The following is a 13,376-nucleotide window of genomic DNA, read 5'->3' as shown; positions in this document are numbered from 1 at the left end:
CTTCCGGAAGACCTGATGTACCCGCTCGTCTATATCGTGCGCCACGGCCAGACGGCGTGGAACGCCGAGGCCCGGCTGCAGGGGCAGGCCGATACCGACCTCAACGAGCTCGGCCGCGAGCAGGCTAGCCGCAACGGGCGCAGGCTGGCCGAACTCATCGACAAGCCCGAAGATTTCGATTTTGTCGCCAGCCCGATGCGGCGCACGCGCGAGACGATGGATCGCCTGCGCGCGGCGATGAAGCTCGATCCGTACGCCTATCGTACCGAGCCGCTGCTCGTGGAATTGAGCTTTGGCGACTGGCAGGGTTTCACCTTTGCCGAACTCGAGGCGAACAATCCCGGTTCGACCAGGCGCCGCCGCCTCGATAAATGGAATTTCCAGCCGCCCGGCGAGGGCGCCGAAAGCTACCAGATGCTGCTCGAACGGGTGAAGCCGTGGTTCGACGCGCTCGATCGCCAGACGGTCTGCGTGACCCATGGTGGCATCATGCGCGTAATGTTCCGCTTGGTACTGGGGATGTCCGAACAAGATGCGGTCAGCATGGAAGTGCCGCAGGATCGCGTGCTCAGACTGGACGGCCGGCGCCTGGAGTGGCTCTGAGACCGATGACCTAGCGTATGTTGAGATCAGGTCGGGCCGGCATCAGCTGAATATCGACGCGTCCTACTCGGTCGATCCGGTGTCCGGCAGTTCCATGTCGGTGACGACGTTCTCGCCATTCGTCACGTCGTAGGCGAGGACGATGTCCATGCCTGGCTTCAGCGCATCGAGGTCGGTTTCGGCGTTCAGCTTGTAGGACTTGCCGTCGTCCAGCGTCAGCGTCAGCGCATCCTTGTCGACCTTCTTGATCAGGCCCTCGGTCTGGCCGGCGAAGGCGGCGGTGGAAATCAACAGCGTGGCGGCAACAGCGCCAATCAGGATACGCATCATCGTCCTCTTTAATCATTGCCGGTACAGCGGCTCCGTCCAACGGAACGGAACTGAGCAGAAACCAATCGAATGTGTCAAAACTAAATCCGCGGGATCACAGTTTGACCACTGTGGAAAACGCCAATAGAAGGCAGGCGACAGCGCCGCGCGTCCTCCTGGAGGCGCAAGGGGACGCTGTAGCACTTTTGATTTTGTGCATGATCCTTTCCGAAAATCGCTCCGATTTTCGGGGTCATGCGCTAGGCCGGCTCCGACGCCGGCAGGGCTGGTTCCATGTCGCACAACACGTTCGGCCATCTTTTCCGCGTCACCACCTGGGGCGAAAGCCATGGGCCGGCGCTGGGCTGCGTCGTCGACGGCTGTCCGCCAGGCATCCGCTTCACTCGCGACGAGATCCAGGCCGAACTCGACAAGCGCCGCCCCGGCCAGTCACGTTTTGTAACGCAGCGTCGCGAACCTGACGAGGTCAAGGTCCTGTCCGGCTTCATCCTCGATGAGGACGGTGAGACGATGGTCACCACCGGCACGCCGGTGTCGATGCTGATCGAGAACGTCGACCAGCGCTCCAAGGACTATGGCGACATCGCCCGCCAGTTCCGGCCGGGCCATGCCGATTACACTTACGAGGTCAAATACGGCCTGCGCGATTACCGCGGCGGCGGTCGCTCCTCGGCGCGTGAGACGGCGGCGCGGGTGGCGGCCGGGGCGCTTGCCCGCAAGGTCGTGCCCGGCATGGTGGTGCGCGGCGCGCTGGTGTCGATGGGCGATAAATCGATCGATCGCGCCAATTGGAACTGGAATTTCGTCGGCGACGCCGAAAACCCGTTCTTCACGCCTGATCCGGCGTCCGTCGCCGTCTTCACGAAATATCTGGACGGCATCCGCAAGGCGGGCTCCTCGGTCGGTGCGGTCATCGAGATCGTCGCCGACGGCGTTCCGGCGGGGCTTGGCGCGCCGATCTATGCCAAGCTCGACCAGGACATCGCCGCCGGCCTGATGTCGATCAACGCCGTCAAGGGCGTCGAGATCGGCAACGGTTTCGAGGCCGCCCGCATCACCGGCGAGGAGAATGCCGATGAGATGCGCATGGGCAATGACGGCAAGCCGGTCTTCCTGTCCAACAATGCCGGCGGCATCCTCGGCGGCATCTCGACCGGCCAGGCGATCGTCGCGCGTTTCGCCGTCAAGCCGACCTCGTCGATCCTGACGCCGCGAAAGTCGATCGACAAGGACGGTAACGACGTCGAGATCATGACCAAGGGCCGGCACGATCCATGCGTCGGCATCCGCGCCGTACCGATCGGCGAGGCGATGGTTGCCTGCGCCATTGCCGATCATTATCTGCGTCATCGGGGACAAACGGGAAGGGAGTAGGGGAGTAGGGGAGTAGGGGAGTAGGGGAGTAGGGGAGTAGGGGAGTAGGGGAGTAGGTTACGCAGCTCCCACGACAGCATTTTTTCCTTTTCCCTACTCCCGTACTGCCCTACTCCCTTACTCCCCTGTTCCCGCGAGCGAAGCGAGCACCCATGCCTTACGACCAGAAGAAAATCGTCGAAGCCCTGCGCGCCTTCGAGCGCGGCGAGATCGTCGTCGTTATGGACGATGACGGCCGCGAGAACGAGGGTGACCTGATCGTCGCCGCCGTCCATTGCACGCCGGAAAAGATGGCGTTCATCGTCCGCAACACGTCGGGCATCGTCTGCACGCCGATGCCGCGCGAGGAAGCAAAGCGGCTCAACCTGTCGCCGATGGTGGCTGACAATGATTCCGCCCACACCACCGCCTTTACCGTCAGCGTCGACTTCAAGCACGGCACCACGACCGGCATTTCGGCGGACGACCGGACGCTGACGGTGCGCAATCTCGCCAACGGCAATGTCGGCGCGTCCGATTTCGTGCGCCCCGGCCACATCTTTCCGCTGATCGCGCGCGAAGGCGGCGTGCTGATGCGTTCGGGCCATACCGAAGCCGCTGTCGACCTCTGCAAGCTCGCCGGCCTGCCGCCGGTCGGCGTCATTTCCGAGCTGGTCAATGATGACGGCACCGTTATGCGTGGCCCGCAGGTGCAGGCCTTCGCCGAAAAGCACGGGTTGAAGCAGATCTCGGTTGCCGACCTTATCGGCTACCGGCAACGCAAGGAAACGCTGGTCGAGCGCGTCGCCTGTTCCGACATCGAGACGCCGGGCGGCAAGGCGCAGGTCTTCACCTACACGCTGCCCTGGGACTCCATGCATCACGTGGCGGTCGTCTTCGGCGATATCCGCGACGGCGTCGAGGTGCCGGTGCGCCTTCATTCCGAGGACGTGGTCAGCGACGTCTTCGGCACCAGCCACAGGCTGGACGCCATCATGAAGGCAATGGGCGAGCGCCAACGCGGCGTCATCGTCTATCTGCGCGAAGGCTCGGTCGGCGTCGCCCATCAGGAGCGCAAGCGGCCGGCTGCCGGCGACCGCGAGGACCATGAAGAGGCTCGTCGCCGCGAAAACGAATGGCGCGAGATCGGCCTCGGCGCGCAAATCCTCAAGGATCTCGGCATTTCCTCGATCAATCTGATCGCCTCGCGCGAGCGCCATTATGTCGGCCTCGAAGGTTTTGGCATCCACATCGCCAAGACCGAGATTCTTTAGGCCATTCTCACGGTGCTGGTATGCGTCCGGCCCCGGCTCGGGCCGAACGCACCGGAAACTATTCCGCAGCGACCGCGGCTGCGTCGCATGCAGGCATGTCGCAGTTCGGCGCGGCAAGGCTGCGCTGGCCGGCGAGCACGATGACCAGCGCGATTGTGCCCGATGCCACCGATACCCAGAACCCGTTCTGCGCGCCGAAAGCGTCCACTACCCAGCCGGCGGCGAACGAGCCGAGCGCCATGCCGATGCCGATGCCGGTCATCACCCAGGTCACGCCCTCGGTCAGCACCGCCTCGGGCACGCGCCGTTCGATCAGGCCAAATGCCGTGATGAAGGTCGGCGAGATTGCCACGCCGCTGACGAAGACGGCCAGTGCCAGCAGCGGCACGGTGTCGGCGACGAGCAGCGGCAGCGAGGTAAGCGCAATGATGGCGATTGCGATGGCAAGCTGAATCTGCAGCGGCACTTTCAGGTTCAGGGCGCCGATGATGATGCCGACGACGAACGATCCGAGCGCGTAGACGCCGATGACGAAGCTGGCGGCGCCCGGCTGGGCAAGCTCCTTCGTGATCGCCACGGTGCTCACCTCCGTGGTGGCGAAGGTCGCGCCGATGAAGATCAGGGCCAAGGTGATGATCTGGACCGGCCGCAGCCGGATTGCCGAGCCGCCCGAACCGTGTTCCACCGGTCGGGCTCGCGGTTCGGTCGAACGCTGCAGGATGAAGGCCGTCGAACCGAAGGCGAGGAACAATGTGCTCGCGAGCACTCCCGCTTCCGGGAAAAGCGCGACGCTCAGCCCTACCGACAGCGATGCGCCGGCGATGTACACCAGTTCGTCCGCCGCCGACTCGAAGGCGAACGCCGTGTTCAACTCGGGGCGGTTGCGAAAAATCTCGGTCCAGCGTGCGCGCACCATTGCCGGTATGCTGGGCATGATGGCGGCGAGCAGCGCCGAGACGAATAGCGTCCATATCGGCCAATGCTGATTGGCCGCTGCAATCAGGATCGCAAAAGCGAGCGTGGAAATCATGGTGGTCGGCACCACAATCCGCGTCTGGCCGAGGCGGTCCACCAGTCGCGATACCTGCGGGGCGACAAAAGCGTTGGCCAGCGCATATGTCGCGGAGACGGCACCGGCCAGCCAGTATTCGCCATCGGTCTGCGACAGCATCGCGACGATCCCGATCGGAGCCATGGCCATCGGCAGCCGGGCAACGAAGCCGGCGGCGGCAAAGCCCTTGGCGCCCGACGCGCGAAAGATCTGGGAATAGGGATTTTGCATGGTCTGGCTCCTCGACAACGGCCGGTTCGGCGATTACATACGTAGCGTATGAGTTTAAATAGATCATACGCGGCGTATGTCAATTGGCATACGAGACGTATGGTAATAGGGCCAGAGCATGCATAGACCACGCAAGGAGATGATTGCCGAAACCCGCGCCAAGCTGATCGGAGCGGCGCGCCAGGCCTTCGGCACGCTCGGCTATGCCGAAGCCTCGATGGATGACTTCACGGCATCGGCCGGGCTGACGCGCGGTGCGCTCTATCATCACTTCGGCGACAAGAAGGGCCTACTCCAGGCGGTTATCGCCGAGATCGACGCCGAAATGGCAGCCCGGCTGAAGGTCGTTTCGGCCAAGCCGGGCAATCTCTGGCAGGGCTTTGTCGACGAATGCACCGCCTATATCGAGATGGCGCTGGAGCCGGAGATCCAGCGTATCGTGCTTCGTGACGGGCCGGCGGTGCTCGGCGATCCATCGCAATGGCCAAGCCAGAGCACATGCATCCGCTCGATGACGGAGAGCCTGCAAAGACTGAGCGACGAGGGGACAATTCTCGCCGTCGATCCCGAAGCCGCGGCAAGGCTGGTCAGCGGCGCTTCGTTGCATGGGGCGCAGTGGATCGCAAATTCGAACGATCCCGAAGCGACGTCGAAGAAGGCAGTGAAGGCGTTCAAGGTTCTTCTGGAAGGGCTGCTCAATCGCACCGGCAAGCTGCCTAAGCCTGATCGATCGTCAGCGAAGCAGCCCCAGATTGACCGATCACCGGCCTGAGGTCATTCTTTTCGCCGATCCCAGGCGGCTCGCGGTGGGCTCAGCCGACGCCGGTTGCCTAAACCCTGTTGAACATCGCCTCACCAGCGCGCGAAAACATGGCCAAAGCGGCGAGGCGCGCCTATATCGGGGCATGGTCACGCGACTTTATACCCACCCGATTTTCCTCGAGCACATAACACCGCCCGGTCATCCGGAGCGGCCGGACCGTTTGCGCGCCATAGAGCGTGTGCTTGACGACGAGGCGTTCGCGGCGCTCGATCGCGTCCAGGCGCCGGAAGGCAACGAGGCAACCATCCTCTACGCACATCCGCCCGAATTCGTCAAACGGGTCCGTGCAGCGATACCGGACACCGGCATCGCCCGTATCGATGCCGACACCACCGCCAGCCCGAAGAGCTGGCAGGCGGCCGTGACCGCGATCGGCGCAGCCAACGCCGCGGTCGACGACGTCTTCACCGGCCGTGCCGAAAACGTCTTCGTCGCCGCACGGCCGCCCGGCCATCATGCCGAAAAGACCACCTCCATGGGTTTTTGCCTGTTCAACACCGCCGCGATCGCGGCACGCTACGCGCAGAAGAACCATGGCGCCGACCGTGTCGCCGTCGTCGACTGGGATGTACATCACGGCAACGGCACGCAGGACATTTTCTGGGACGATCCATCGGTGCTCTATTGCTCGACACACCAGATGCCGCTTTACCCGGGAACCGGGGCTGTGAGCGAAACCGGCGCCGGCAACATCGTCAACGCGCCGCTGGCGCCGCAGAGCGGCAGCGATAGTTTTCGCGACGCCTTTCTGTCACGCATCCTGCCGGCGCTCGACAATTTTGCGCCCGATCTCATCATCATCTCCGCCGGTTTCGATGCCCACCACCGCGATCCGCTGGCCGAGATCAACCTGACTGAGGATGATTTCGACTGGGCGACCGGCCAGTTGCTCGAACGAGCCGGGCGCCATAGCCGCAACCGGCTCGTCAGCGTGCTCGAGGGCGGCTACGATCTGCAGGGATTGGCATTTTCAGTCGCCGCCCATGTTGGGCGGCTGATGAAGGGATAGATGATGGCTGGTGAGACCAACGAGGACGTCAAGGCGATGAGCTTCGAGCAGGCGCTCGAGGCGCTGGAGAGGATCGTCGACGATCTGGAGCGCGGCGACGTTCCGCTCGACCAGTCGATCCGCATCTACGAGCGCGGCGAGGCGCTGAAGGCGCATTGCGACCGGCTGCTGAAGGCGGCCGAGGACAAGGTCGAGAAAATCAGGCTGTCGCGTGACGGCAAGCCGGTGGGGACAGAGCCGTTGGACGCGGATTGAGGCGCGGCGTCGAACGACAATTTTGCTTACCGGCTTTGGACATCATCACGATTGAGGGTAAAACTCATCCCGTTTGAAACGGCTCCAGGACGAGAGGAGATTGCGAAGGATGTGCAGAAACATCAAGACCCTGTTCAATTTCGATCCGCCGGCAACCAATGACGAGGTCCGCGATGCCGCACTTCAGTTTGTCCGCAAGCTGAGCGGAACGACGCGGCCGTCGAAACAGAACCAGCATGCGTTCGACCATGCCGTCGAGGCCATTGCCGCCTCGGCGCGCGAATTGCTCGACAGCCTCGAGACGACGCAGCATCCGCGCAATCGCGAAGAGGTGGCGGCCAAGGCGAAGGCCAAATCCGCACTTCGCTTCGCCTGAGGGGACCGCGTGAGCTTCTTTCCCGGAAACGATCCGCAGATGGGCGATGCCTTCGCCAGCGATCAGATCGAGCTGATGGTCATTCCGAATGCCAAGGATATTGGCGGATTTCAGGTTCGCCGCGCCTTGCCGACGGCCAGGCGCCGGCTGGTCGGACCCTTCATCTTCTTCGACCGCATGGGTCCAGCCGTTCTGCGAGCGGGCCAGGCGCTCGACGTGCGTCCGCACCCACATATCGGCCTGTCTACGGTGACTTACCTGTTCGACGGCAAGATCAGGCACCGCGATTCGCTCGGCACCGAGATGGTAATCCAGCCCGGGGACGTGAATTTGATGACCGCCGGCCGTGGCATCGTCCATTCGGAGCGCACGCCGGAAGAACTGCGCGGCGCGCCGATGTCGGTTTCCGGCCTGCAGACATGGCTGGCGCTGCCGGACGGCAAGGAGGAGGTCGCGCCGGTCTTCGAGAACACCGCAGCCCTGCGCCTGCCCGAAGTCGAGGCCGAGGGGGTCAGCGGCCGTGTGATCATCGGTGCGTTTTCCGGACTGCGCTCCCCGGTCGCCACCGCTTCGGACACGCTTTATGCCGATCTCAGGCTGGCGCCGGGTGCCAGCGTGAAAATCCCGGCCGATGCCGAGGAGCGCGCCATCTATACGCTGGAAGGCGAGGTTTCGATATCCGGTGACCGCTTTCCGGCCGAGCGGCTGCTGGTCTTCCGGCCCGGCGACGAAATCGTTGTCTCATCGGAACGCGGCGCCCATTTCATGCTGTTTGGCGGCGCCTCGCTCGGTTCGAAACGCTATATCTGGTGGAATTTCGTATCGTCCTCAAAGGAACGCATCGAGCAGGCGAAAGAAGAATGGAAGACAGGCCGCTTCGATATCGTTCCTGGAGACGAGCAAGAGTTCATCCCGCTGCCCGAAAGCTGATGCGCGTTACCGCCACATTTACATTCGCCGGCCAGCGGCATATTTCACGATGAACAGAAAATCTGACCAGGCTCGCAAACAGTGAACGCAAAGCCCGATACGCCGCTTCTCGACAAGGTCCGCGTCCCAGCCGATTTGCGCACGCTTGCCGAAGGCGACCTGCCGCAGCTTGCGTCAGAGCTTCGCGCCGAACTGATCGACGTCGTTTCCCACACCGGCGGCCATCTCGGCGCCGGCCTTGGCGTGGTCGAGTTGACCGTCGCGCTGCACTACGTCTTCAACACGCCGGACGACCGGCTGATCTGGGACGTCGGCCACCAGGCCTATCCGCACAAGATCCTGACCGGCCGCCGCGACCGCATCCGCACGCTGCGCCAGGAGGGCGGCCTGTCCGGCTTCACCCGTCGCGTCGAGAGCGAATACGATCCGTTCGGCGCAGCCCACTCCTCGACCTCGATTTCAGCCGGCCTCGGCATGGCGATGGCGCGCGATCTGTCCGATGGCCGCAACAATGTCATTGCCGTCATCGGCGACGGCGCCATGTCGGCCGGCATGGCCTATGAGGCGATGAACAATGCCGGCGCACTCGATGCCCGGCTGATCGTCATCTTGAACGACAACGATATGTCGATCGCTCCGCCGACCGGCGCAATGAGCGCCTATCTGGCCCGTCTGGCGTCGGGCAAGACCTATCTGGGCTTGCGCGATTTCGGCAAGAAGCTGACGTCGTATCTCGGCGAGCGCGCCGATCGCGCCATCAAGCGAGCGGTCGAGCATGCGCGCGGTTACGTCACCGGCGGCACGTTGTTCGAGGAAATGGGGTTCTACCACATCGGCCCGATCGACGGTCACAACCTCGAGCACCTGATCCCGGTGCTGAAGAACGTCCGCGACAATGCCGACGGCCCGGTGCTGATCCACGTCGTGACCCAGAAAGGCAAGGGCTACGCCCCGGCCGAGGCAGCGGCCGACAAATATCATGGCGTCAACAAATTCGACGTCATCACCGGCGCCCAGACCAAGGCGCCCGCCAATGCGCCGAGCTACACCAAGGTGTTTGCCGAAAGCCTGATCCAGGAGGCCCGAGAGGACGACCGCATCGTCGCCATCACCGCCGCCATGCCGAACGGCACCGGGCTTGACCTGTTCGGCGAAGCGTTTCCGGCGAGGACCTTCGATGTCGGCATCGCCGAGCAACATGCGGTGACCTTCGCCGCCGGTCTTGCCACGGAAGGCTTCAAGCCTTTCGCGGCGATCTACTCGACCTTTCTGCAGCGCGCCTACGACCAGGTCGTCCACGACGTGGCGATCCAGAAATTGCCGGTGCGCTTTCCGATCGATCGCGCCGGCTTCGTCGGCGCCGATGGTGCCACCCATTGCGGCGCCTTCGACACGACCTTCCTGGCGACGCTGCCCGGTTTCGTCGTCATGGCCGCGGCCGATGAGGCCGAGCTGCGCCATATGGTACGCACCGCTGCAAGCTACGATGACGGCCCGATCGCCTTCCGCTACCCGCGCGGCAACGGCGTTGGTGTCGAGATGCCGCAACGCGGCTCGGTATTGGAGATCGGCAAGGGCCGGATCGTCAGGGAGGGCACCAAGGTTGCGCTGCTTTCCTTCGGCACCAGGCTGCAGGATTGCCTGGCCGCGGCCGAGGAGCTTGGCGCGGCCGGGCTTTCGACCACGGTCGCCGATGCCCGTTTTGCCAAGCCGCTCGACGAGGACCTGATCCGGCGGCTGGCCCGTTCACACGAGGTGCTGGTGACGGTGGAAGAGGGCGCGGTCGGCGGCTTCGCCAGCCATGTGCTGCAGTTCCTGGCCCATGAAGGGCTGCTGGAGAGCGGCTTGAAGGTGCGCCCGCTGGTGCTGCCCGACACATTTGTCGACCATGCCAAGCCGGAAAAGATGTATGCCGATGCCGGGCTGGACAGCGCCGGCATCGTGCGCACCGTGTTCGTGGCGCTGGGGCATACCGCGCAGGCCCAGCGCGCCTAGTTTTTAGACGCATTTCCGGCGACGCCGAAGCGATTCAACTTGGCTGCAAGATGCTAGCCTGAATCAATATCTCAACTGCCTGAATCAAATTGCCGGCGAACAGTCGTAACCTGCTGTTTACGCTGCCGTTTGGCGATTTGCTTACCGTGTCCTTTGGCCGTTCTTCAACGCTGCCCTGCTAGAAGGCAACCAGGCAGGGGAAAGAAGACCAATGAGATCGCTTTTGGGCGGCATCGCGCTTGCGGCCATCTTCGCCGCGTCGGCCGGGGCCGAAACGCGCTACGACCGCAAACTCGAAGAGGCGGTGATGGGCATCGTCGCCGGCAAGATCGGGGAGATCCGTGGCGGCTTTTCCTACAAGCAGGCGCCGCAATTTGTCGTCATGCCAGATACCTCACCGAAGGCGTCAATTTCCGTTGACCGGCCGCGCCCGCAGGTGTTCGGCGACAGCAGCGACGGTCTGACGCCGGCCGTCGAACGGCGGGTTTCGCGGACCATATTCTAAAGCATGATCCCGAAGAGACTCTAGAAACTAGAACCACATATCCCGCACACAGCGACCATCTCTCGGCAAATCCTCGAATGCATCGAGACCATCGAAATGGTCGATCGGGAGATCGGCGACGGCCTCGGGCGGCGCAAGCCTCACATTGACGGCGATGCGGTAGCGCCCAGCCGCATCGGGATGCAAACCGCGCCAGGCCAGGACGCAAGCGCAGGTTGGGCAGAAGAGAATCTCAAGCGAAGGATGAGCCTTTCCGACGCGCCGATAGGCGCTTACGGGCCCGGCAAGGCGGATGCGTTCGTCGACATGGTCATAAGCCCAGAGCGTGCCGTAGCGACGGCAAAGTGTGCAATTGCAGGCAGTGATCGAACCGGGATCGCCCTCCAGGGTCCAGTGGGCTGCGCCGCAGTGGCAGGTTCCCGTCAGCATGTTTCCTCCTCCACGTTTCGACGGCTAAACGGCATCTCTTTCTTAGCATTGCGTCGGATCTCGTGCGAGGTTCGACAAACAGCGGAGTGGCTTGATGCGTTCACCCGTTGCCAACTATGCATTGTCTCATCGCCAATATCCTTGCCATCATCGTTGGCATTCGCCATGAAGGCCGATGACTTCCCTTCCGCCAGCCAGCATACGCCAGCGGCTCGACGAATTGCTCGTCCAGCGCGGTCTGTTTGCCAGCCGCTCGCGTGCCCGCGACGCGGTCGAGCGCGGCACCGTGACGGTCGATGGCATCGTCGCCCTCAAGCCGGGCCAGGCCGTTCTGCCTGAGTGCAACATTGTCGTTGACGATCCGGCGCAGGGTTACGTGTCGCGCGCCGCACTGAAGCTGAAGGCTGGTCTCGAGCATTTCGCCCTCGACCCCACCGGCAGCGAAGCGCTCGATGTCGGCGCCTCGACCGGGGGCTTTACGCAGGTGCTGCTCGAACGCGGCGCGGCGCATGTCACCGCGATCGATGTCGGGCACGGCCAGATGCACTCCGACATTGCCGGCGATCCGCGCGTGACGGTAATTGAAGGCCTGAATGCGCGCCAACTATCGGCCGCCGATCTCGGCGGCCGTGTGCCGGATTTCATCGTCTCGGATGTCAGCTTCATATCGCTGAAACTGGCGCTGCCGCCGGCGCTTGCCTTGGCCAGGAATGGCGCAAAAGCTGTGTTTCTGGTCAAGCCGCAATTCGAGGCCGGCCGCGAGGCGATCGGCAAGGGCGGCCTGCTTAAGGACCCCTATGATGCGGCGCGCATTGCCGGCCTGATGCAGGACTGGCTCGATGCCATTCCCGGCTGGCGCTCGCTGGGGCTTCATCTGTCACCGATAGAGGGCGGCGACGGCAACCGCGAGTTCCTGCTCGGCGGCATCAAGGACGTCGAGACCCAGAAGCGATGAGCACCCGTTTCACGATCGCAAGGTTGGGCTCGCAGGGCGACGGCATCGCCGAGACGGAAACCGGCGAGATTTTCATTCCGTTCGCGCTGCCGGGAGAGGTCGTCACCGCCGCGCGGGAGAAAGATCGCGCCACCTTGATGTCGGTCGTTGAGGCTTCGCCGTTGCGGGTCGATCCGCCGTGCCGGCATTTCGGCGCATGCGGCGGCTGCGCCGTCCAGCATCTCGAGACTGAAGCCTATCACCGGTGGAAGCGCGAAAAGGTCGTGCATGCGCTGAAGAGCAAGGGCATCGCTTGCGATGTCGGGGCGCTGGTGCCGTGCGCGCCGCACACGCGCCGCCGCGTCGTCTTCACCGCCCGGCGGAGCGAGGCGGGAATGCAGTTCGGCTTCGTTCGCGCGCTGTCATCCGAGATCATCTCGATCGAGGAATGCCCGATCTCGGCGCCGCAGATCGTCGCTGCGCTCGACCGTTTGAGGATGCTTGCCGGACTGATCTGCACCACGACCAAATCGTTCCACATGGCGGTGACGGTGACCGGTTCCGGCCTCGATGTCGCGGTTCACGATTCCGGCAAGCTCGGCGAGAACCAGCGCCGCGTCGCTTCCAACTTCGTCATCGCCGAGGGGCTGGCCAGGCTGTCGGTCGACGGCGAGATCATTATCGAACCAAACAAACCGGTCGTCCTGTTTGGTGGCGTCGCCGTCGCAGTGCCTCCGGGCGCTTTCCTGCAGGCGACCGAGGCTGCCGAACAGGCGATGGCCAACATTGTCGGCCAGCATTTCGCGCGCGCCAAAAAGGTCGCCGATCTGTTCGCCGGCTGCGGCAGCTTCGCGCTGCGCCTGGCCGCAAGATCGGAGGTTCATGCGGTGGAAGGCGATGCGGCAGCACTCGCGGCGCTCGACCGGGCATTCCGTTTCGCCAGCGGCCTGAAGCGGGTGACCGGCGAACGTCGCGACCTGTTCCGGAGGCCGCTCACATTCAAGGAGTTGAATGCCTTTGACGGCGTTGTCTTCGACCCGCCTCGCGCCGGCGCCGAGGACCAGTCGAAGCAGATCGCGCGCTCCTACGTGCCGCTCGTCGCTGCGGTGTCTTGCAATCCGGTAACGCTGGCGCGGGACCTACGCATCCTCATGGACGGCGGCTATACCCTGAAGAGCGTGACGCCGATCGACCAGTTCCTGTGGTCGCCGCATGTCGAGGCCGTGGCGCTGTTGGAGAAGCCGAGACGAAGACGCTAGCAGCCAGGGCCTGAAACGC

The 13,376-nt window shown here is 63.7% G+C and carries 15 protein-coding genes; 12 read left to right on the top strand and 3 right to left on the bottom strand.

Translation table 11 applies throughout. From position 1 onward, the window contains the following. Positions 1–15: 15 nt before the first annotated feature. Complete coding sequence (locus NKH30_RS01020; RefSeq protein WP_352993826.1) at positions 16–603, top strand: histidine phosphatase family protein; 588 nt, start codon at positions 16–18, stop codon at positions 601–603. 63 nt (positions 604–666) lie between these two features. Here NKH30_RS01020 and NKH30_RS01015 read toward each other — a convergent pair whose 3' ends face one another. Further along, positions 667–930, bottom strand: a complete 264-nt coding sequence (locus NKH30_RS01015) for a DUF1344 domain-containing protein (protein WP_023716902.1) — start codon at positions 928–930, stop codon at positions 667–669. A gap of 276 nt (positions 931–1,206) precedes the next feature. On the opposite strand from NKH30_RS01015, the gene aroC reads away from it, so the two are divergent. Both aroC and ribB read left to right on the top strand, forming a co-directional pair. Next, on the top strand, positions 1,207–2,307 hold the full coding sequence (gene aroC, locus NKH30_RS01010) for a chorismate synthase (RefSeq protein ID WP_352470666.1): 1,101 nt from the start codon (positions 1,207–1,209) through the stop codon (positions 2,305–2,307). A gap of 152 nt (positions 2,308–2,459) precedes the next feature. Continuing rightward, the gene (gene ribB / locus NKH30_RS01005; RefSeq protein ID WP_352449900.1) at positions 2,460–3,560 is read left to right on the top strand and encodes a 3,4-dihydroxy-2-butanone-4-phosphate synthase; all 1,101 of its coding nucleotides are present in this window, start codon (positions 2,460–2,462) and stop codon (positions 3,558–3,560) included. 58 nt (positions 3,561–3,618) lie between these two features. Here the strand turns inward: ribB and NKH30_RS01000 are convergent, their stop codons facing one another. Then, on the bottom strand, positions 3,619–4,842 hold the full coding sequence (locus NKH30_RS01000) for an MFS transporter (protein WP_352470665.1): 1,224 nt from the start codon (positions 4,840–4,842) through the stop codon (positions 3,619–3,621). 118 nt (positions 4,843–4,960) lie between these two features. Between NKH30_RS01000 and NKH30_RS00995 the strand changes: the two genes are divergently transcribed. From NKH30_RS00995 to NKH30_RS00965, 7 genes are all read left to right on the top strand, one after another. After that, complete coding sequence (locus tag NKH30_RS00995; RefSeq protein ID WP_352470664.1) at positions 4,961–5,614, top strand: TetR/AcrR family transcriptional regulator; 654 nt, start codon at positions 4,961–4,963, stop codon at positions 5,612–5,614. Between the two features lie 133 nt (positions 5,615–5,747). Further along, positions 5,748–6,674, top strand: coding sequence for a histone deacetylase family protein (locus tag NKH30_RS00990; RefSeq protein WP_352470663.1), 927 nt, complete (start codon positions 5,748–5,750; stop codon positions 6,672–6,674). A 3-nt stretch (positions 6,675–6,677) separates the two neighbouring features. Further along, positions 6,678–6,929, top strand: coding sequence for an exodeoxyribonuclease VII small subunit (locus NKH30_RS00985; RefSeq protein ID WP_031211056.1), 252 nt, complete (start codon positions 6,678–6,680; stop codon positions 6,927–6,929). A 109-nt stretch (positions 6,930–7,038) separates the two neighbouring features. Beyond that, entirely contained in the window at positions 7,039–7,305 is a 267-nt protein-coding gene (locus tag NKH30_RS00980; protein WP_023716908.1) for a DUF2277 domain-containing protein, read from the top strand. Between the two features lie 9 nt (positions 7,306–7,314). Further along, the gene (locus NKH30_RS00975) at positions 7,315–8,235 is read left to right on the top strand and encodes a pirin family protein (RefSeq protein ID WP_352540104.1); all 921 of its coding nucleotides are present in this window, start codon (positions 7,315–7,317) and stop codon (positions 8,233–8,235) included. An 81-nt stretch (positions 8,236–8,316) separates the two neighbouring features. Continuing rightward, entirely contained in the window at positions 8,317–10,230 is a 1,914-nt protein-coding gene (gene dxs / locus NKH30_RS00970; protein WP_352470661.1) for a 1-deoxy-D-xylulose-5-phosphate synthase, read from the top strand. Positions 10,231–10,441: 211 nt separating this feature from the next. Then, positions 10,442–10,735 (top strand): hypothetical protein, encoded by a 294-nt coding sequence (locus NKH30_RS00965; RefSeq protein WP_352449894.1) that lies wholly within the window; start codon positions 10,442–10,444, stop codon positions 10,733–10,735. 27 nt (positions 10,736–10,762) lie between these two features. On the opposite strand, the gene NKH30_RS00960 is transcribed toward NKH30_RS00965, so the two are convergent. Then, on the bottom strand, positions 10,763–11,164 hold the full coding sequence (locus NKH30_RS00960; RefSeq protein WP_352449893.1) for a GFA family protein: 402 nt from the start codon (positions 11,162–11,164) through the stop codon (positions 10,763–10,765). Between the two features lie 175 nt (positions 11,165–11,339). Here NKH30_RS00960 and NKH30_RS00955 point away from each other — a divergent pair, with 175 nt between their 5' ends. Both NKH30_RS00955 and NKH30_RS00950 read left to right on the top strand, forming a co-directional pair. Then, on the top strand, positions 11,340–12,119 hold the full coding sequence (locus NKH30_RS00955) for a TlyA family RNA methyltransferase (RefSeq protein WP_352470660.1): 780 nt from the start codon (positions 11,340–11,342) through the stop codon (positions 12,117–12,119). Continuing rightward, positions 12,116–13,357: a class I SAM-dependent RNA methyltransferase gene (locus NKH30_RS00950; protein WP_352540102.1), complete on the top strand. Its 1,242-nt coding sequence runs from the start codon at positions 12,116–12,118 to the stop codon at positions 13,355–13,357. Before NKH30_RS00955 ends, NKH30_RS00950 begins: the two co-directional genes overlap by 4 nt. Positions 13,358–13,376: the final 19 nt, after the last annotated feature.

The sequence above is a fragment of the Mesorhizobium sp. M1273 genome (assembly GCF_040318195.1).
Taxonomy (GTDB): Bacteria; Pseudomonadota; Alphaproteobacteria; order Rhizobiales; family Rhizobiaceae; genus Mesorhizobium.
Note: the sequence above shows the minus strand (reverse complement) of the source record. Positions and strands in the feature narration are given on the sequence as shown.

Coding starts and splice junctions, on each gene's coding strand:
- aroC (WP_352470666.1), top strand. CDS start 1,207: ATGTCGCACAACACGTTCGGCCATCTTTTCCGCGTCACCACCTGGGGC.
- NKH30_RS01020 (WP_352993826.1), top strand. CDS start 16: ATGTACCCGCTCGTCTATATCGTGCGCCACGGCCAGACGGCGTGGAAC.
- ribB (WP_352449900.1), top strand. CDS start 2,460: ATGCCTTACGACCAGAAGAAAATCGTCGAAGCCCTGCGCGCCTTCGAG.
- NKH30_RS00980 (WP_023716908.1), top strand. CDS start 7,039: ATGTGCAGAAACATCAAGACCCTGTTCAATTTCGATCCGCCGGCAACC.
- NKH30_RS00990 (WP_352470663.1), top strand. CDS start 5,748: ATGGTCACGCGACTTTATACCCACCCGATTTTCCTCGAGCACATAACA.
- NKH30_RS01000 (WP_352470665.1), bottom strand. CDS start 4,842: ATGCAAAATCCCTATTCCCAGATCTTTCGCGCGTCGGGCGCCAAGGGC.
- NKH30_RS00995 (WP_352470664.1), top strand. CDS start 4,961: ATGCATAGACCACGCAAGGAGATGATTGCCGAAACCCGCGCCAAGCTG.
- NKH30_RS00950 (WP_352540102.1), top strand. CDS start 12,116: ATGAGCACCCGTTTCACGATCGCAAGGTTGGGCTCGCAGGGCGACGGC.
- NKH30_RS01015 (WP_023716902.1), bottom strand. CDS start 930: ATGCGTATCCTGATTGGCGCTGTTGCCGCCACGCTGTTGATTTCCACC.
- NKH30_RS00985 (WP_031211056.1), top strand. CDS start 6,678: ATGGCTGGTGAGACCAACGAGGACGTCAAGGCGATGAGCTTCGAGCAG.
- NKH30_RS00955 (WP_352470660.1), top strand. CDS start 11,340: ATGACTTCCCTTCCGCCAGCCAGCATACGCCAGCGGCTCGACGAATTG.
- NKH30_RS00965 (WP_352449894.1), top strand. CDS start 10,442: ATGAGATCGCTTTTGGGCGGCATCGCGCTTGCGGCCATCTTCGCCGCG.
- NKH30_RS00960 (WP_352449893.1), bottom strand. CDS start 11,164: ATGCTGACGGGAACCTGCCACTGCGGCGCAGCCCACTGGACCCTGGAG.